This window comes from Diaphorobacter sp. ED-3 (genome assembly GCF_027625375.1).
In the GTDB taxonomy this organism is placed as follows: Bacteria; Pseudomonadota; Gammaproteobacteria; order Burkholderiales; family Burkholderiaceae_C; genus Diaphorobacter; species Diaphorobacter nitroreducens.
On the sequence record NZ_CP115182.1, the window covers coordinates 1772563 to 1791605 of the forward strand.

Annotated in this window: 15 protein-coding genes; 8 read left to right on the forward strand and 7 right to left on the reverse strand. The window is 67.7% G+C overall.

Annotation, left to right across the window (positions count from 1 at the left end; genetic code table 11):
* Positions 1–32: 32 nt before the first annotated feature.
* Positions 33–596 carry a phasin family protein gene (locus tag PCQ86_RS08780; RefSeq protein WP_270175295.1) on the reverse strand — a complete coding sequence of 188 codons (564 nt, stop codon included), beginning with the start codon at positions 594–596 and terminating at the stop codon, positions 33–35.
* Positions 597–865: 269 nt separating this feature from the next.
* Here PCQ86_RS08780 and PCQ86_RS08785 point away from each other — a divergent pair, with 269 nt between their 5' ends.
* The 6 genes from PCQ86_RS08785 to PCQ86_RS08810 all read left to right on the forward strand — a co-directional run bounded on the left by PCQ86_RS08785 (position 866) and on the right by PCQ86_RS08810 (position 8223).
* Entirely contained in the window at positions 866–1354 is a 489-nt protein-coding gene (locus PCQ86_RS08785) for an acyl-CoA thioesterase (RefSeq protein ID WP_011805693.1), read from the forward strand.
* Between the two features lie 179 nt (positions 1355–1533).
* Positions 1534–2730: a nicotinate phosphoribosyltransferase gene (gene pncB, locus PCQ86_RS08790; protein WP_011805692.1), complete on the forward strand. Its 1197-nt coding sequence runs from the start codon at positions 1534–1536 to the stop codon at positions 2728–2730.
* A gap of 64 nt (positions 2731–2794) precedes the next feature.
* The gene (locus PCQ86_RS08795; RefSeq protein ID WP_135148712.1) at positions 2795–4210 is read left to right on the forward strand and encodes a sodium:proton antiporter; all 1416 of its coding nucleotides are present in this window, start codon (positions 2795–2797) and stop codon (positions 4208–4210) included.
* Positions 4211–4289: 79 nt separating this feature from the next.
* Positions 4290–5270 carry a 2-hydroxyacid dehydrogenase gene (locus PCQ86_RS08800; protein ID WP_135148711.1) on the forward strand — a complete coding sequence of 327 codons (981 nt, stop codon included), beginning with the start codon at positions 4290–4292 and terminating at the stop codon, positions 5268–5270.
* Between the two features lie 63 nt (positions 5271–5333).
* Positions 5334–7034 carry a DNA recombination protein RmuC gene (gene rmuC, locus PCQ86_RS08805; RefSeq protein ID WP_270175296.1) on the forward strand — a complete coding sequence of 567 codons (1701 nt, stop codon included), beginning with the start codon at positions 5334–5336 and terminating at the stop codon, positions 7032–7034.
* Position 7035: 1 nt separating this feature from the next.
* Positions 7036–8223 (forward strand): MFS transporter, encoded by a 1188-nt coding sequence (locus PCQ86_RS08810; protein ID WP_172206651.1) that lies wholly within the window; start codon positions 7036–7038, stop codon positions 8221–8223.
* A 54-nt stretch (positions 8224–8277) separates the two neighbouring features.
* On the opposite strand, the gene PCQ86_RS08815 is transcribed toward PCQ86_RS08810, so the two are convergent.
* From PCQ86_RS08815 to PCQ86_RS08835, 5 genes are all read right to left on the reverse strand, one after another.
* Positions 8278–9141 (reverse strand): TIGR00730 family Rossman fold protein, encoded by an 864-nt coding sequence (locus PCQ86_RS08815; RefSeq protein WP_270175297.1) that lies wholly within the window; start codon positions 9139–9141, stop codon positions 8278–8280.
* A gap of 131 nt (positions 9142–9272) precedes the next feature.
* Positions 9273–9668, reverse strand: coding sequence for a fluoride efflux transporter CrcB (gene crcB / locus PCQ86_RS08820; RefSeq protein WP_270175298.1), 396 nt, complete (start codon positions 9666–9668; stop codon positions 9273–9275).
* Between the two features lie 42 nt (positions 9669–9710).
* A complete protein-coding gene (locus PCQ86_RS08825) occupies positions 9711–11015 on the reverse strand; it encodes a TRAP transporter large permease (protein ID WP_270175299.1) in 1305 nt (434 codons plus the stop codon).
* 15 nt (positions 11016–11030) lie between these two features.
* On the reverse strand, positions 11031–11540 hold the full coding sequence (locus PCQ86_RS08830) for a TRAP transporter small permease (RefSeq protein ID WP_011805684.1): 510 nt from the start codon (positions 11538–11540) through the stop codon (positions 11031–11033).
* Positions 11541–11577: 37 nt separating this feature from the next.
* Complete coding sequence (locus PCQ86_RS08835) at positions 11578–12555, reverse strand: TRAP transporter substrate-binding protein (RefSeq protein ID WP_103737546.1); 978 nt, start codon at positions 12553–12555, stop codon at positions 11578–11580.
* Positions 12556–12758: 203 nt separating this feature from the next.
* Here PCQ86_RS08835 and PCQ86_RS08840 point away from each other — a divergent pair, with 203 nt between their 5' ends.
* Complete coding sequence (locus PCQ86_RS08840) at positions 12759–13331, forward strand: winged helix DNA-binding protein (protein ID WP_015912995.1); 573 nt, start codon at positions 12759–12761, stop codon at positions 13329–13331.
* Between the two features lie 45 nt (positions 13332–13376).
* Here PCQ86_RS08840 and PCQ86_RS08845 read toward each other — a convergent pair whose 3' ends face one another.
* Positions 13377–15200, reverse strand: coding sequence for a peptidase M14 (locus tag PCQ86_RS08845; RefSeq protein WP_270175300.1), 1824 nt, complete (start codon positions 15198–15200; stop codon positions 13377–13379).
* A 119-nt stretch (positions 15201–15319) separates the two neighbouring features.
* On the opposite strand from PCQ86_RS08845, the gene PCQ86_RS08850 reads away from it, so the two are divergent.
* On the forward strand, positions 15320–19039 hold the full coding sequence (locus PCQ86_RS08850) for a hydantoinase B/oxoprolinase family protein (RefSeq protein ID WP_270175301.1): 3720 nt from the start codon (positions 15320–15322) through the stop codon (positions 19037–19039).
* Positions 19040–19043: the final 4 nt, after the last annotated feature.

The following is a 19043-nucleotide window of genomic DNA, read 5'->3' on the forward strand; positions in this document are numbered from 1 at the left end:
TGTAATCTGCCAGCGACGTGGCAGCGATTCACTCAACGCTTGCGGGGAGCAGCGGTTGCGGCGGTCGCCGTCTTGGCAGCGGTGGCGGCAGAGCTGGCCACGGCGTTGAAGTTGGCTTCGGCCACATCGCTGGCCTGCTTCACGGCCTTTTGCACCGACTCGAAGGCGTTGTTGGCGGCAGACACAGCGCTCTTGAAGACGGCGACGGTGGTCTCGGAACCAGCGGGGGCGTTCTTGGCGGCGCTGTCCACCAGGTTGGTGAAGTTGCGCTGCACTTCTGCGGCCTGTGCTTCGAAGGTCTTGCCGAATTCGGCGCCCGTGCCGGAAGCGATGTCGTACAGGTGGCGGCTGTAAGCCAAGGCCTTTTCGGCCAGGGGCTGGAACAGGCTGGCTTGCAGTGCGAGCAGCTCTTGTGCGTCCTTGGTGGACAGCACGGCCTGGGTGTGGCTGGCGGCTTCGGCCAGGGCAGCGCGCGAGGCGGTCACGTTCAGCTCGACGAGCTTCTCCACGCCCTCGAAGGCCTTGTTCGTCAGGCCGAACAGGGTCTCCAGGTTGGCCTTGTGGGAAGCGAGGATTTGCTCAGGGGTCAGCGACATGTCATATCTCCATTGGATGCCCGGGATGGGCGGGTTGAGACATCTGCCCTGACTGACCAGTGCGTCATGTTGCAGTGCAGCATGAGCCGAATTTTAGGGATCCTGTCGATAGGCGCAAGCTTTTTTGTTGCAATGCAGCATTTTTAGGGGCAACTCCCAAAGTTCTGTTGGTTACATCTGGACCGGCGGTGGACTGCGCGCTGCCTATTACGAACGAAGACAGGGGACAAGGGGAGGCCGCCGCTGGCCGCTGGCAGAATCAGCGCCTCATGAACACGTCCCTCTCTCCCTCAGGTGCGGCAGGCGCTGCAGGCACGGCCCAGCGGCCCCGGCCGCAGCCGCGCGAGGCCTACGCGGTGTTTCGCTCCATCGGTACGCGCTGGATGGACAACGACGTCTATGGCCATGTGAACAACGTCGTGTACTACAGCTGGTTCGACACCGCGGTGAATGCCTACCTGATCGAGCAGGGCGTGCTGGACATCCATCACGGCGACACCATCGGGCTGGTCATCGAGACGCAGTGCAACTATTTCGCGTCGCTGGCGTTCCCGCAAACCATCGACGCCGGCATCCGTGTGGCGCGGCTGGGTGACACGAGCGTGCGCTACGAGGTCGGCCTATTCGCCCAGGGCGAGGCCATGAGTGCGGCTTGCGGCCACTTCGTGCATGTGTACGTGGGACGGGACGACCGCCGTCCGCGTGCGCTGCCCGATCGGCTGCGCCAGGCACTGCAGCCCTTGTGCGTGGCGCGTTGATCGCGGGCGCGGCGCGCCGGCTTTCCCTGAGGGCTGCCGGGGCTGCGCGCCGGTTCGCGGCGGCCCGGGTGGGTTGATGCCAGAATCAGGGGCTCGCCGGCCCGGCCACGCGTGTGTGGCGGCGCGGCGGATCCCCATCGCCATGTCCAGTAGCGGGACAGTCTGCCCCGCGCGCATCCATGATCATCACCAGCCTGCTCGACACCGACCTGTACAAGTTCACCATGATGCAGGTGGTGCTGCACCAGTTTCCGGGCGCGCAGGTGGAGTACCGCTTCAAGTGCCGCAACCCGGGTGTGGAGCTGGCACCCTTCGTCAGCGAGATCCGCGACGAGATCCGCGCGTTGTGCAGCCTGCAGTTCCAGGACGCGGAGCTGGCCTACCTGCGCTCGCTGCGCTTCATCAAGAGCGACTTCGTCGACTTCCTGGGGCTGTTTCGCCTCAACGAGAAGTACATCCGCGTGAGCGCGCTGCCCTCGGGCGAGATCGACATCACCATCACCGGGCCCTGGCTGCACACCATCCTGTTCGAGATCCCGGTGCTGGCGATCGTGAACGAGGTGTACTTCCGCAACACGCAGAAGGTGCCCGACTTTCCCGAGGGGCGCCGCCGGCTCGAAGCCAAGATCGGCCAGCTGCAGCAGCCGGGGTTGGACAGTCTCAAGATTGCCGACTACGGCACGCGTCGGCGCTTTTCGCGCGCCTGGCACGAGGAGGTGCTGCGCGTTCTGTGCGTGCGCCTGGGCTCTGACGACCGGCGCGGCGCGCCGGGGCAGTTTGCGGGCACGAGCAACGTGTTGTACGCAATGAAGCTGGGCGTGACGCCGCTGGGCACCATGGCGCACGAATACCTGCAGGCCTGCCAGTCCCTCGGCCCGCGGCTGCGCGACAGCCAGGTGTTCGGCTTCGAGATGTGGGCCAAGGAATACCGCGGCGACCTGGGGATCGCGCTGTCCGACGTGTACGGCATGAGCGCCTTCCTGCGCGACTTCGACCTGTACTTCTGCAAGCTGTTCGATGGCGCGCGCCACGACAGCGGCGATCCCTTCGCATGGGGCGAGCGGCTGCTGCAGCACTACCGCGACAACCGCGTGGACCCATTGACCAAGACGCTGATCTTCAGCGACGCGCTGACCGTGCCTCGCATCATCGAGCTGTACCAGCGCTTCAACGGCCGCTGTCAGCTGGCGTTCGGCATCGGCACCAACCTGACCAACGATCTGGGCTACGAGCCATTGCAGATCGTGATCAAGATGACGCGCTGCAACGGCCAGCCCGTGGCCAAGCTGTCGGACGCACCCGGCAAGAACATGTGCAACGACGAGAAATACCTGGCTTACCTGCGCCAGGTGTTCGAGATTCCCTCGCCGCAGTGAGCGCGCGCCTGGCGCCGCCGGCGGCATTTCAACTTTCCCAAGAATGACCCGAGGAGACCTGTCCATGAACCCCATCCGCACCCTGGCCCTTGGGCTGCTGTGCCTGGCACCCGCGCTGGCGGGGGCGGCGGAGATCGACGGCAGCCAGCTGTCGGTGCTGTGGGGTGTCCCGTTTGCCGGCGTGCTGTTGAGCATTGCGCTGCTGCCGTTGCTGGCGCCGCTGTTTTGGCACCACCACTTCGGCAAGGTCACCGCCGCGTGGGCGCTGGCGTTTCTGGTGCCGTTTGCCGTGGTCTTTGGCCCCGGCGTGGCGGCGGCGGGCTTCGCGCATGCGCTGGTCGCGGAATACCTGCCCTTCGTGATCCTGCTCACGGCGCTGTTCACCGTGGCCGGTGGTATCTATATCCGTGGCAATCTGCACGGCAGCCCGGCCCTGAATGCCGGCTTTCTCGCCGTGGGCGCGGTGCTGGCCAGCTTCATGGGCACCACGGGCGCGTCCATGCTGCTCATCCGTCCGTTGATCCGCGCCAACGACAACCGCAAGCATGTGGCGCACGTGGTGGTGTTCTTCATCTTCATCGTCTCCAACGCCGGCGGCTCGCTCACGCCGCTGGGCGATCCGCCGCTGTTCCTGGGCTTCCTCAAGGGCGTGGATTTCTCCTGGACGGCGCGGCACGTGTTTCCGGAAACGCTGTTCCTCATCGGCGTGCTGCTGGTGCTGTTCTATGCGCTGGACAGCTGGTACTACCGCCAGGCGGGTGAAGTCAGCCGTACCGATCCCACCCCCGATTCGGCACCGGCCGCGCTGGGTTTTGACGGCAAGATCAATTTCGTGCTGCTGCTGGCCGTGGTGGGGCTGGTGCTGCTCAGCGGCATTTGGAAGTCGCCCGTGGAATGGGTGATCGCCGGCACGCCGCTGGGCCTGCCCGGCCTGGTGCGCGATGCGGGGCTGATCGCGGTGACCGTGGCATCGCTGGCGCTGACGCCGCGGCAAGTGCATGCAGACAACCAGTTCGGCTGGGGCCCGATGCAGGAGGTGGCCAAGCTGTTCGCGGGCATCTTCCTGACCATCATTCCCGTCATTGCCATGCTCAAGGCCGGCGTGAATGGGCCTTTCGGCGCCATCGTCTCCGCCGTCACGCGGCCCGACGGTTCGCCCGATCCTGCGATGTACTTCTGGGCCACCGGCCTGCTCAGCTCGTTCCTGGACAACGCGCCCACCTACCTGGTGTTCTTCAACACGGCCGGCGGCGAAGCGGCCACGCTGATGACCACGCATGCCGCCACGCTGGCCGCCATCTCGGCGGGCGCCGTGTTCATGGGCGCCAACACCTACATCGGCAACGCGCCCAACCTCATGGTCAAGGCGATTGCGGAGGACCGCGGCGTGAAGATGCCCAGCTTCTTCGGCTACATGCTGTGGTCGTGCGGCATCCTGTTGCCGCTGTTCGTCGTGATGACCTTCATCTGGTTGCAATGAGCCCGGGCCTGAACCGCGGGGTGCCTCGGCACGGCCCTGCGTTCAGGCTGCCGACACCTGACCGAAAGGAGCACTTCCCATGTCCAAGCCCCACATCCTCGTCGCGCGCAAGATCTTCCCCGAGGTCATTGAGCGCCTGACGCAGCATTTCGAGGTGTATGCCAACCAGGACGACAACCTGTGGACGCAGGCCGAGCTCATTGAGCGGCTGCAGGGCAAGGACGGCGCGTTGCTCACCGGCACCCAGCCGGTGAACGCCGAGCTGCTGGCCGCCTGCCCGCAGCTGCGCATCGCGGCCAACATGACGGTGGGCTACAACAACTTCGACATCGCCGCGATGACCGCCGCCGGCGTGCAGGGCACCAACACGCCCGACGTGCTGACCGAGACCACGGCCGATTTCGGCTTTGCGCTGCTCATGGCCACGGCGCGGCGCATCACGGAGAGCGAGCATTACCTGCGCGCCGGCCAGTGGACGCGCTGGAGCTACGACATGTTCGCCGGCTGCGAGGTGCATGGCAGCACGCTGGGCATCCTTGGGATGGGCCGCATCGGACAGGGCATTGCCAAGCGCGGGGCGCACGGCTTCGGCATGAACGTGATCTACCACAACCGCTCGCGCCTGTCGCCCGCGCTGGAGGCAGAATGCAAGGCGCGCTACGTGGGCAAGGACGAGCTGCTGGCCCAGGCCGACCACCTGGTGCTGGTGCTGCCCTACACGCCCGAGTCGCACCATGCCATCGGCGCGGCCGAGATCGCGCGCATGAAGCCCACGGCCACGCTGATCAACATCGCGCGCGGCGGCATCGTGGATGACGCGGCGCTGGCCCAGGCGCTCAAGGAGCGCCGCATCGCTGCCGCGGGGCTGGACGTATTCGAAGGCGAGCCCGCGGTGCACCCCGCGTTGCTGGAGGTGCCCAACGTGGTGCTCACCCCGCACATCGCCAGCGCCACCGTGCCCACGCGGCTCGCCATGGCGCAACTGGCGGCGGACAACCTGGTGGCGTTCTTCGACGGGCGCGGCGCCCTCACTCCCGTGAACACGCCCACCAAGGTGTGAATGAAATTGGCTTCTGGCGCTTGATGGACAAGCGCTAACAGCTATTGTTTTGATAGTTAAAGAATGACATTCGAAATGACCGCCGCACTGGCGTTGCTGGTGCTTACCGTGGTGTTGCTGGCGGTGCTGCTACTGCGCCGCCCGCGCATGGACCTGCCGCCCGAGTGGCTGGCGCGCCTGCAGTCGCTGGAATCTGCGGTGCAGGCCACGCAGCTGGCCGTGGCCAAGAATGACGGAGCGCTGGATGCCATGGCCCAGCAACTGCGCGGGTTCACCCAGACCACGCAGGCCCTGCTGGACGAGCGACTGGCGCTGGCCGCGCAGGAGTCGCGCACCAGCCGCGGCGAGCTGCAGGCGTCCTTTGCCGCGCTGCAGTCGCGTCTGGAGCAGCACCTGGCGCAGGCGCGCGCCGATGCCGCCGTGGCCCGCAAGGAGCAGGCGGATGCGCTGTCCGCCTTTCGTGCCGAGCTGAGCCAGACAGCGCAGGCGCTGGCGGCCGACAGCTTGAAGTCGCGCGACGCCATGGCCGAGAGCACGCAGCTCTTCGGCCAGCGCATCCAGGAGCGCTTCGAGGCGCTGAGCGGCACCACGCGCGGCACGCTGGACTCGCTCAAGGGCGACATCCAGGGCCAGCTGGGCACCATGTCGGGCGCGCTGCGCGACCAGCTGGAAGGCACCACGCACCAGTTGCGCAGCCAGTTCTCCGCCCTGCAGGAGTCCATGGGGCAGCAGCTGTCCGGCCTGGTCGCCAGCAGCCAGAACAATGCCGAGGCGCTGCGGGGCGCGCTCAACGAGCGCCTGGCCGCCATCCAGGGCGACAACGCCGCCAAGCTGGAGGAGATGCGCCGCACCGTGGACGAAAAGCTGCACGCCACGCTGGAGCAGCGCCTGGGCGAGTCCTTCAAGCTGGTGAGCGACCGGCTGGAGCAGGTGCACAAGGGCCTGGGCGAGATGCAGACGCTGGCCGGCAGCGTCGGCGACCTGAAGCGCGTGATGACCAACGTGAAGACGCGCGGCACCTGGGGCGAAATGCAGCTGGGCGCGATCATCGACAACGTGCTCACGCCCGAGCAGTTCGCCCGCAACGTCAAGACCATGCCGGGCAGCGACGATCTGGTGGAGTTTGCCATCCGCCTGCCGGGCAAGAGCGACGAGCAGCCCGTGTGGCTGCCCATCGACTCCAAGTACCCCGTGGAGCACTACCAGCGCCTGCTGGACGCGCAGGACACGGCGGACAAGCTCGCGATCACGGCGGCGGGCAACGCCTTCGAATCCTCCATCCGCCTGGAAGCCAAGAAGATCTTCAGCAAATATGTGGCGCCTCCGTACACCACCGACTTCGCGGTGCTCTACCTGCCCACCGAAGGGCTGTTTGCCGAAGTCATGCGCCGCCCCGGGCTGGTCGAGGCGGTGCAGAACGACTGCCGCGTGATGATCACCGGGCCTGCCAATCTGGCGGCCATGCTCAGCAGCTTGCAGATGGGCTTCAAGACGCTGGCCATCGAGAAGCGCTCGTCCGAGGTGTGGAGCGTGCTGGGCCAGGTGAAGACCGAGTTCGCCAAGTTCGGCGACGTGGTGGAGGCCACGCGCAAGTCCATCGACGCGGCGGCCAAGAAATTCGAGCAGGTGGATGTGCGCACACGTGCCATCCAGCGCAAGCTGCGCGGCGTGCAGGAGCTGCCCGCGCCGGAGCCGGCGGCGGGGCAGGGCGATGCAGAGGGTGCACCCTTGCCGGACCTGCTGATCGAAGACGAAGGCGAGTGACTTGAACCTGGCGCTCGCGCGGCTGATCGCCGGCCAGATCTGCATCCACGCCAGCATGGCGGGCATGCGCATGGCCGCGCCGCTGCTGGCGCTGCGCGAGGGCTACAGCGCGGCGGCCGTGGGCGTGTTGCTGGCGCTGTTCGCGCTCACGCAGGTGTTCCTGGCGCTGCCCGCGGGGCGCTATGCCGACCGCCATGGGCTCAAGCGCCCGGTGCGCCACGCGGTCGTCGCGGCCGTCCTGGGTGCCGGCGCGGCGCTGGTGTGGCCGACGTTTGCGGTGCTGTGCGTTGCGGCACTGCTCACCGGTGGCGCCACGGGGGCTGCCACGATCGCCTTGCAACGCCACGTGGGCCGCGCCGCGCACGGCGGCACGCAGCTGCGCCAGGTCTTCAGCTGGCTGGCCATCGGGCCGGCGGTGTCCAACTTCCTGGGCCCGTTCTGCGCGGGGCTGCTGATCGATCACGCGGGTGCGCAGGCGGGCGCGACCATGGGCTTTCGCGCGGCCTTCGCGCTCATGGCGGTATTGCCGTTGGCCACCTGGTTCTGGGTGCGCGGCACGCAGGAGATGCCGCCAGTGGTGGCCGCGGAGGACGGCACGCGCGCGCGGGCCTGGGACCTGCTGGCCGAGCCCGGCTTTCGGCGGCTGCTCATCGTGAACTGGCTGCTGTCGTCGTGCTGGGACGTGCACACCTTCGTGGTGCCGCTGCTGGGGCATGAGCGGGGGCTGTCGGCCTCGGTGATCGGCTCCATCCTCGGCGCGTTCGCGATTGCCGCCGCGGTGATCCGCGTGCTCATGCCGCTGGTGGCCGACCGGCTGCGCGAATCCACCGTGGTCACCGGCGCCATGGTGGCGACGGCACTGCTGTTCGCGGTCTATCCGCTGCTGCCGACGGCCGTGACGCTGGGAGCGTGCTCGGTGCTGCTGGGGTTCGCGCTGGGCTCGGTGCAGCCCATGATCATGAGCATGCTGCACCAACTCACGCCCGCGCACCGCCATGGCGAGGCACTGGGTCTGCGGCTGATGGCGATCAACGGCTCCAGCGTGGTGATGCCGCTGCTGTTTGGCACCGCGAGCGCGCTGGTGGGGCTGAGTGGCCTGTTCTGGGCCGTGGGCGCCACCGTGGGGCTGGGTGCGCGCGTGGCCTGGCGGTTGCGCGGCGAGGCGCCGGCCCCTCCGCCGCATCCCTGACAGGCCTGGATTGGCAAGGCGGTCCGCAGGGTGTGCCGCGCCGCTGGTGCGCGGTCAGAGTTCGTAGAACGTGCGGATGATGCTCCAGGCCTCGGCTGGGTCGTCGGTGTAGTGGAACAGCTGGAGGTCCTCGGGCGAGATCGTGCCTTGCTCCACGAGCGCCTCGAAGTTGATCAGCTTCTTCCAGAAGGCCACGCCGAACAACACGATGGGCACGGGCTTGGCCTTGCCGGTCTGCACCAGCGTGAGCACCTCGAACAGTTCGTCCAGCGTGCCGAAGCCGCCAGGGAACAGCACCAGGGCCTTGGCGCGCATCATGAAGTGCATTTTGCGCAGAGCGAAATAGTGGAACTTGAACGACAGCGAGGGCGAGATGAAACGGTTGCCGCTTTGCTCGTGCGGCAACGAGATGTTGAGGCCCACGTTGAGCGCCCCTGCGTCGTGCGCGCCGCGGTTGGCCGCCTCCATGATGCCCGGGCCGCCGCCGGTGCAGATGTACAGGCGCTCGGCGGGCGGGCGGCTCTCGCTGTACTCGGCCACCAGGCGCGCGAACTGGCGGGCCTGGTCGTAGTAATAGGCGTTCTTCACCGCACGCTCGGCGCGCGCAATGCGCTCGGTATCGCCGCTGGCACGTGCATCGGCCAGTTGCTGCTCGGCCGCTTCGGGCGAGATGAAGCGTGCGCTGCCGTACACCACGACGGTGTGCTCGATGCCCTGCGCCGTCAGGCCCAGGTCGGGCTTCATCAGCTCCAGTTGAAAACGGATGCCGCGCGTCTCGCGGCGCAGCATGAACTCGGGGTCGGCGAAGGCGAGGCGGTAGGAATCGGCGTGCAGCGGATTGCCGGCAACGGCGTAGTTGTGCAGCTCGGCCCAGGCATGGGCCAGGCGGCTGTCTTGAAGGTCGGTATTGGCTTGCATGGAAGATTTTTCAGTGGAGGCGGCTGTCTGTGGGGCAGTCGCCGGGGTGCGCAGTGTAGCGAGGGGATTTTAATGAAAATGGCCTGTAGCGCTTATGTATCAAGCCCTAGCAGCTATTAAATCGATAGTGGTCAAACGCCTTGCCGCGCGCCCGCCCACAGCCAGGGCAGGCTGTGCAGCCCGGCCCAGGTCATGCACAGCGAGCCGGCCACATGCAGCGCACACAGGCCCAGGGCCTGCGCCAGGCGCTGCTGCTGCAGCAGCCCGACCACTTCGGCCGAGAAGGTGGAGAAGGTGGTCAGCGCCCCCAAAAAGCCCGTGATGAGCAGCGCGCGCCAGACCGGGTCCAACTGCGGCAGTGCCTGGAACAGCGCCAGGCACAGGCCGATGAGGTAGCCGCCGATGAGGTTGGCCGCTAGCGTGCCCCATGGCAGCAGCGCGCCGTGCGTGTTGAGCCACAGGCCCAGCCGCCAGCGCGCGAGCGCGCCGGCGCAGGCACCGGCGCAGATGGCAAGAACGTGGAACATCGGCGCATTGTAGGGAGGCGCTGCCGAGCGGCGGCGGCCTCGTCAACGCGCCGTCATTTGCTGCGGGAGCCAGGTCACGATGCCCGGAAACACATAGATCAGCGTGACGGCCGCGCACATCAGCAGGAACATGGGAGCGGCCACGCGGGCGATCCACGGCAGCTGCTTGCCCGTCATGCCCTGCAGCACGAACAGGTTGAAGCCCACGGGCGGGGTGATCTGCGCCATCTCCACCACCAGCACGACGAAGACGCCGAACCAGATCGGGTCGATGCCCGCTGCGTTCACCGTGGGCATCAGCACGCCCATGGTGAGCACCACCATGGAGATGCCGTCCAGGAAGCAGCCCAGCACGATGTAGAACACGGCCAGCGCCACCACCAGTTGCGCCTGGCTCAGCCCCAGCGAAGAGATCCATTCCGCCAGGTGCCGTGGCAGGCCGATGTAGCCCATGGCCAGCGTGAGGAAGGCCGCGCCCGCGAGGATCAGCGCGATCATGCAGTACAGCCGCGTGGCGCCCATGAGCGCGTCGCGAAAGCTCGCCCAGTTCAGCGACCCCTGCGCCGCGGACAGCACCAGCGAGCCCACCACGCCCACGGCCGCGGCTTCGGTGGCGGTGGCGATGCCCGTGTAGATGGAGCCCAGCACCGCGGCGATGAGCAGCACCACGGGAATCAGCGCGCGCGATTCGCGCAGCTTGTCCAGCAGGCCCATCTGCCGGTCTGCCGCTGGGACCTGGTCGGGGTGGCGCAATGCCCAGAACATGATGTAGCCCGAGAACAGCGCGGCCAGCAGCACCCCGGGCAGCACGCCGGCAATGAACAGCTTGGAGATCGATACCTCGGCCGTCACGCCGTAGACGATCATGATGATCGAGGGCGGGATCAGCAGGCCCAGCGTGCTGGCGCCGGCCAGCGTGCCGATGACCATCTTCTCGGGGTAGCCGCGGCGCGTGAGCTCGGGCAGCGTCATCTTGCCGATGGTGGCGCAGGTGGCGGCGCTGGACCCCGACACGGCGGCAAAGATGGTGCAGCCCACCACGTTGGTGTGCAGCAGCCGCCCGGGCAGGCCCTGCACCCACGGGGCCAGGCCCTTGAACATGTCTTGCGACAGCCGCGTGCGAAACAGGATCTCGCCCATCCAGATGAAGAGGGGCAGGGCGGTGAGCGTCCAGCTCGACGAGGAGCCCCAGATGGTCACCGCCATGGCGTCGCCCGCGGGGCGCGAGGAAAACAATTGCATGCCGATCCAGGCCACGCCCGAGAGCGTGAGCCCGATCCACACGCCGCTGCCCAGGATCAGGAACAGCGACAGGATCAACAGGCCGGTGATGGCAAGGTCACTCATGAAGGCGTCTTCCGGTCATTCGTTGCGCAGGGCTTCGCCCGGCCTGGCGCCCGCGCGCCGGCCCAGGAGCTGCAGCACCAGTTCGTCCACGAAGGCTATCGCCATCACCATCGCGCCTACGCCCATGGACAGCTGCGGCAGCCACAGCGGCGTGGCGTCGCTGCTGGTGGAGATGTCGTTGAACGCATGCGACTGCCAGGCCAGCCGCACGCTGTAGTACGCGAACAGCACGGCCAGCAGCGTGCCCAGGGCCAGCGCGAACAGCTCCAGCGCCTGGTGCGCGCGCCCCTTGAGGGCGCTCAGCACCAGCGTCACGCGGATGTGCTCGCCGCGCTTGAGGGTATGCGCCAGCGCCAGAAAGCCCGCAGCCGCCATGAGGTAGCCCGCATAGGCGTCGATGCCCGGTACATGGAAGCTGAGCTGCCGGCTCACGATGGACAGCAGCACGGCGCACAGAAGCGCCACCATGCACAGCGCCGCCAGCGCGGCGGCGCCGTCATAGAGGAAGTTCAACAGGCGTCGCATCGTGGTCTGGCGCGTGGAGGCTCTGGGCGGGGAGGTGTTACTTGCGGTAGGCGTCGATCAGCGCCTTGCCGTCGGGCCCGGCCTTGTCCAGCCATTCCTTGAGCATGGTGTCGCCCACCTTGGCCATGTCGGCCTTCAGCTGGCTGCTGGGCGGCACTACCTGCATGCCCTCGGCCTTGAGCTTGGCCAACGTGTCCTCGTTCACGCGGCGGCTGGCGGCCCAGCCGCGGGTCTCCGCGTCGGCGGCGGCCTTGAGCACGGCTTCCTGCACGGGCTTGTCCAGCGCATCGAACGCCTTCTTGTTCATGATGAGCGCGTTCTTGGGCAGCCAGGCCTGGGTGTCGTAGTAATACTTGAGGTGCTCGTAGAGCTTGCTGTCCACGCCCGTCGCGCCCGAGGTCATGGTGGACTCCACCACGCCGGTGGCGAGCGCTTGCGAGAACTCGGCGGCCTGCACCGTCACCGGCTGCGCGCCCACCAGCTCGGCGATGCGCGCGGTGGCGGGGCTGTAGGCGCGCCACTTGATGCCCTTCAGGTCGGCGGCGTTGTTCACGGGCTTCTTGGTGTAGATGCCCTGTGGCGGCCAGGCCACGGCGTACAGCAGCACCATGCCTTGCTCGGCCAGCTTCTTCTCCAGGAACGGCTTTTGCGCCTTGTACAGCTTCATCGACGCGTCGTAGCTGTCAGCCAGGAAGGGCAGGCCGTCCACGCCGAAGATCTGCCATTCGTTCTGGAAGTTGGCGAGCAGGATCTCGCCGAGCTGCGCCTGCGCGCCCTGCACGGCGCGCTTGATCTCGGGCGCCTTGAACAGTGCGGCGTTGGCATGCAGCGTGATCTTGAGCTTGCCTCCCGACGCCTTGTCCACGTCGCTGATGAACTGCGCCAGGTTCTCCGTGTGGAAATTGGTGGCCGGGTAGGCGGCGGCCAGGTCCCACTTGGTCTGGGCATGCAGGGCGGGGGCGCACAGGCCGGTGAGGGCAGCCAGTGCAACGGCGACAAGGTTTCGACGCTTCATCTCGGGGGTCTCCGCAAGGGTTGAGAAGAGAGGGGGCTCAGCGCGTTCACTGTAGCGGGGGCCACAGGGAAACGGCCTAGGTGATTCACCTGAATGTCGATAAATTGCCGGCAAATCATCGGGCTGCTCCCTACAATCAATCGACATGCACATCCCATGCCAATGCCATCTGTCGCTTTTGGCGCAGTCCTCGGAGTGAAACCATGACCGCAGCCGCCAGACCCAAGTCCCCGGCCCCCGCTGCCACTGCCAAGGTGGGCAAGGCCGCCAAGGCGCGCGGGCCCATCGTGTCGTCCGCGCATCTGGTGTCGGACCGCAGTGCGGAGATGAGCGAGTTCGAGTTCGGCCTCATCGTCGCGGGCAATGCGTTCCACCGCTGGGTGGTGCACTGCATGGCCGCGGCCGGTCTGCGCGACCTCACGCCGCTGGACGTGGTGGTGCTGCACCATGTGACGCACCGCGCACGCGACAAGCGGCTGGCCGACATCTGCTTCATCATGAACGTGGAAGACACGCACGTGGTGAACTACTCGCTCAAGAAGCTGCTGGCGCTGGGCGTGGTGGCCTCCAGCAAGAACGGCAAGGACGTGACCTACGCCGCCACCGAGGCGGGGCGCGCCCATGTGCAGCGCTACCGTGAGATCCGCGAGAGCTGCCTGATCGATGCGCTGAATGCCGACGACGGCCTGAACCGCGACATTGGCGAGCTGGCGCGCCTGCTGCGCGTGCTGTCCGGCATGTACGACCAGGCGGCCCGTGCCGCGGCGTCCATGTGAGACGTGCTATATATTTAATAGCTGTTAGCGCTTGTCGGTAAAGCGCTAGAGGCCTATTTGGCTTGAAGTGCCGACGGGCGATGGCAGATGCGTGGCAATGTCCTGCCAGGCCTGCACGGCGGCCAGGGCGGTGTGCATCTGCACCGTGTGCGCAAAGCGGAAGGCGTCGCCGTGCACCGTCTCGTCGGGGAACTCGGTGATCAGCGTCACCGGCGCATCGTGCGACGTCTGCGACTGCATGCAGGCGATGCCATCCAGCACCTCGAAGGGCAGCGGGCCTGCGTGGTGCTCGTAGAGGGCCCGCTGGCGTGCGTTGAAATCTGCCAGCCCCGGCACTTGCCGCAGGCGCGCGCACACGGCCTCCAGCAGCGCACGCGCGGGCTGCTGCCAGCCGGCGTGGTAGCGCAGGATGAGGAAGAACCCCTTGGGCAGCATCCACTGCTCGAATCCACGCGGCACATAGCCCGACAGCGGTCGCGTCCACTCATGCGCGGGGTAGCCATGCAGGTTCACATGCAGTTGCGCGCCCGACAGCGCCAGCGCGGACTGGCGGGCCTCGCGCTCGTAGAGCGGCGCGTGGTCGCGGTATTCCACATCGTCGCCCAGCGCGGTGTAGCGCGCGGCATGGTGCATGTGGCCCGGGTGGCGGGCGCACAGCGCGCGGTGCAGAGCGTAGCCGTCGGGGTTCTCCAGCGCGATCAGCGCGTAGTGCGCGCCGGGTTGCGCCTGCAGCACTTCGGCGGCGCGCAACGCGCCCACGATGCCCGATGTCTCGTTGGCATGCTGGCCCGCACTGATGAACACCGGTGCCTGCGTGCCCGCGTGGTACTGCCCCCATACGGTGCGTCCCTGGCGTGAGCGTGCACTGAAACGTTGCGCGGGCCAGGCGTGCAGGGTCTGGGTGATGCGATCAGGGGCAGGGGACTCGTCCAGCGTCGCCAAACTGTCCGGGGCGTGGGCCGTTGGGTGGGCTGGCAGGTCGTCGGCGCACGCCGCGAAGGGCAGCAGGTCCACCTGTACGTGCGGAGCGCCGTCGCCCACGCGCACGTCGGGCACGATCTGCCCGGGCTGCAACCGGCGGTCGCCCACGGGGCGGCCGCTGTGCTGTTGGAAGAACTCCAGCAGCGTGAAGTACAGGTCCTCGTGCAGCGCCTCCAGGGTGCTTATGGTCTCGCCGGTGGCGCCCACGGGCTGCTCGTAGCCCGGCAGGTCCACGCGCAGCAGCAGGCGGTCGAAGTACGGCTCATGGTCCGGCCACGCGTGACCGCGCACCGCCTGCACCGCCGCGGCGAAGGCCTGCTCGTAGTCGGTGCATACGGCGGTGTCGATCAGGTCGGCAGCGCCTTCCTGTGTGCCCACGCGCAGCCAGCCGGTGGGCGAGAGCACCGTGGCGCCCGTCATGTCGGTGTGTACGCGGTTGGGTGCGTGCACGTGCTGCACGGTGCGGGTGCCGTCGCGCAGTTCCAGTTCCACGTGGTAGCCGCCACTGGCGTCGTCGTGGGGCTCCATGTGCAAGATGCCGCCCCCCAGCAGGGCGGCGAGCGGATAGGCCTCCAACCGAAAGCGCTGTGCAGGCCCGTGCGCCGCCAGCGGGTAGCGCACGCGGGCCTGCACCACTTGGGTGCAATCCACGTGGTCCATGAAATGCTGTACCAGCGGCTTGTAGGCACTGTGAAAGCGGGCATGCACGCCTGCGGCCGCCAGCTGCTGCGCCGCAGCAAGGCGCGCGGCCTGGCTTTCGAACACCCAGCCTTCCACGTGGCAGCCGCGCCAGCGCGGCTCGCCAAAGCGCTGTACCCAGGCGTGCAGCGTGCGCTCCAGTGGCAGGTCAAGCAGCCGGGAACCTGTGGCGGCGGGCGGTTGGGTCATATGCGTGGGCGGGGTGGTGAATATCCGGTATGGATCATGCAGGCTTGCAGATAAATTATCGGTAAATTGTGGGTTCTTTCTCCGCAATGTTTCACACGCGGCACACAAAGGAAACGGGTATGGCAAAGAAACTCTGGCAGTTCTGGGTGGATCGGGGGGGTACGTTCACCGATATCGTGGGTCGGCGCCCCGACGGCAGCCTGGTGACGCACAAGCTGCTCTCCGAGAACCCCGAGCAGTACCGCGATGCGGCGGTGGCGGGCATCCGCCACCTGCTGGGGCTGGCGCCGGGCGAGGCCGTGACGCCTGAATTGGTGGAGTGCGTGAAGATGGGCACCACCGTGGCCACCAACGCGCTGTTGGAGCGCAAGGGGGAGCCCACGCTGCTGGTTACCACGCGTGGCTTCAAGGACGCGCTGCGCATCGCCTACCAGAACCGCCCGCGCATCTTCGACCGGCACATCGTGCTGCCGCAACTGCTGTACAGCCGCGTCATCGAGGCGCAGGAGCGCGTGGGCGCGCACGGCGAGGTGGTACAGCCGCTGGAGGAAGACCACCTGAAGGAACGCCTGTGGGCCGCTTATGACGCGGGCCTGCGCAGCGTGGCCATCGTGTTCATGCACGGCTACCGCTATCCCGCGCATGAGGAGGCGGCCGCCCGCCTGGCGCTGGCTGCCGGGTTCACGCAGGTCAGCACTTCGCACGGCACCAGCCCGCTGATGAAGTTCGTGAGCCGGGGCGACACCACCGTGGTGGACGCGTATCTGTCGCCCATCCTGCGGCGCTACGTGCAGCAGGTGGAGGCCGAGATGCCGGGCGTGCCGCTGTATTTCATGCAGTCGTCGGGGGGGCTCACGGATGCGCACCGCTTCCAGGGCAAGGACGCGATCCTCTCCGGGCCGGCCGGCGGCATCGTGGGCATGGCGCGCACGGCGCAGATTGCGGCGCAGGCAGAGGCAGCGCCAGGGGCCGGTGCGGCCGCCACGCAGCCGCCGGTGCGCGTGATCGGTTTCGACATGGGCGGCACGTCCACCGACGTGAGCCATTTTGCGGGTGAGTTCGAGCGCGAGTTCGAGACCCAGGTGGCGGGCGTGCGCATGCGTGCGCCCATGATGAGCATTCACACGGTGGCCGCGGGCGGCGGTTCCATCCTGGAGTTCGACGGCGCCCGTTTCCGCGTAGGTCCCCAAAGCGCCGGCGCCAACCCCGGCCCCGCCAGTTACCGCCGCGGCGGCCCGCTGGCCGTGACCGATGCCAACGTGATGGTGGGCAAGATCCAGCCCGCGTACTTCCCGCGCGTGTTCGGCCATGGTGCCGACGAGCCGCTGGATGCGGCCGTGGTGCGCGAGCGTTTTGCGGCGCTGGCGGGCCAGACCGCAGGCGCGGCGGATGGCGCAGCCGCGCTGACGCCCGAGGCCTGCGCGCATGGCTTCATCCAGATCGCGGTGCAGCAGATGGCCAACGCCATCAAGAAGATCTCCGTGGCGCGCGGCTACGACGTCACGCGCTACACGCTGCAGTGCTTTGGCGGCGCGGGCGGCCAGCACGCCTGCCTGGTGGCCGATGCGCTGGGCATGCAGCAGGTGCTGGTGCATCCGCTGGCGGGCGTGCTGTCGGCCTACGGCATGGGGCTGGCCGACCAGAACGTGATGCGTGAGAAGGCGGTGGAGGCACGCCTCACACCCGAGGCGCTGCCCGGCATCACGGCCACGCTGGATGCACTGGCCCAGGCCGCCGAGGCCGAGATGGCGCAAGAGCGCCTCTCGGGCGGCGACATCGTGGTGCGTCGGCGCGTGCATGTGCGCTACGAGGGTACCGATTCGGCGCTGGCCGTGCCCTTTGGCGACCTGCAGGCGATCACGCGGGGCTTCGAGGCCGCGTACCGCCAGCGGTTTGCCTTCCTCATGCAGGGCAAGGCACTGATGGTGGAGGCGGTGTCGGTGGAAGCCGTGGTGGCGGGCGATGCGCCGGTCGAGCATGCGCAGGATCTGCAGCCCGAGCGCGAAGTGCCGCGGCGCGACACCGTGCGCATGTTCACCGTGGGCACGGACGGCACACCGGCCTGGCACGACGCCGCGCTGGTGGTGCGCGAAGACATGCGCCCCGGCGACCTGCTGCAGGGCCCGGCCATCATTGCCGAGAAGAACGCTACCACGGTGGTAGAGCCGGGCTGGCAGGCACGGCTCACGTCCCTGGACCATCTGGTGCTGCACCGCCACCTGCCGCGCGCCCAGCGCCATGCCGCGGGCACGCAGGTGGACCCGGTGCTGCTGGAGGTGTTCAACAACCTGTTCATGAACATTGCCGAGCAGATGGGGCTGCAGCTGCAGAACACCGCGTACTCCGTGAATATCAAGGAGCGGCTGGACTTCAGCTGCGCGCTGTTCGACGCCGAGGGCCAGCTGATTGCCAACGCGCCGCACATGCCGGTGCACCTGGGGTCCATGGGCGAGAGCATCCGCACCGTGATCGCGCGCAACCGCGGCCACATGCGGCGCGGCGACGTGTTTGTGCTGAACGACCCATACCACGGCGGCACGCACCTGCCGGACATCACCGTGATCACGCCGGTCTACATCGGCGACGACCACGGTGAAGCGGCCGAGCCCACTTTCTACGTGGGCAGCCGCGGCCACCATGCGGACGTGGGGGGCACCACGCCGGGGTCGATGCCGCCGTTTTCCACGCGCATCGAGGAAGAGGGCGTGCAGATCGACAACGTGAAGCTGGTGGATGCCGGCGTGCTGCGCGAGGCCGAGATGATTGCGCTGCTGGAGAGTGGCGAGTACCCCAGCCGCAACCCGCAGCAGAACCTGGCCGACCTGAAGGCGCAGATCGCCGCCAACGAGAAGGGCGTGCAGGAGCTGCGCCGCATGGTGGAGCACTTCGGCCTGAGCGTGGTGCAGGCCTATATGCAGCATGTGCAGGACAACGCCGAGGAGTCCGTGCGCCGCGCCATCACGCGGTTGGCCGCGCGCGTGCAGGACGGGCATTTCACCCTGCCGCTGGACAACGGCGCGCAGATCACCGTGGCCGTGCGCATTGACGCGGCCACGCGCAGTGCGGTGATCGACTTCACCGGCACCAGCGCGCAGCAGTCCAACAACTTCAATGCGCCCACGGCGGTGTGCATGGCCGCGGTGCTCTACGTCTTCCGCTCGCTGGTGGAGGACGACATTCCGCTCAACGCCGGGTGTCTCAAGCCCCTGCAGGTCATCATTCCGCCGGGCTCCATGCTCAACCCCAACCCGCCGGCATCGGTGGTGGCGGGCAACGTGGAGACCTCCAGCTGCATCACCAATGCGCTGCTGGGCGCCTTGGGCGTGTCTGCGGCCAGCCAGTGCACGATGAACAACTTCACCTTCGGCAACGCGCGCTACCAGTATTACGAGACCATCTCGGGCGGCAGCGGGGCGGGCGGCCAGTTCGACGACGCGGGCGCGCTGGTGGGGGGCTTTGATGGCACGAGCGTGGTGCAAACGCACATGACCAATTCACGCCTGACCGATCCGGAGGTGCTGGAGTTCCGCTTCCCCGTGCGGCTGGAGAGTTACGCCATCCGCGCCGGTTCGGGCGGCGGCGGCCGCTGGAAGGGCGGCGACGGCGGCGTGCGCCGCATCCGCTTCCTGGAGCCCATGACCGCGAGCATTCTGTCCAACGGCCGGGTGCACGGCGCCTTCGGCATGGCGGGTGGGCAGCCGGGCATGCCCGGCGTCAACCGCGTCGTGCGTGCGGACGGCCGGGCGGAGCCGCTGCAGCACATCGGGCAGGCGCAAATGGAAGCGGGGGATGTGTTCGAGATCCAAACGCCGGGCGGTGGTGGCTTTGGTGGCCGCTGAGTGC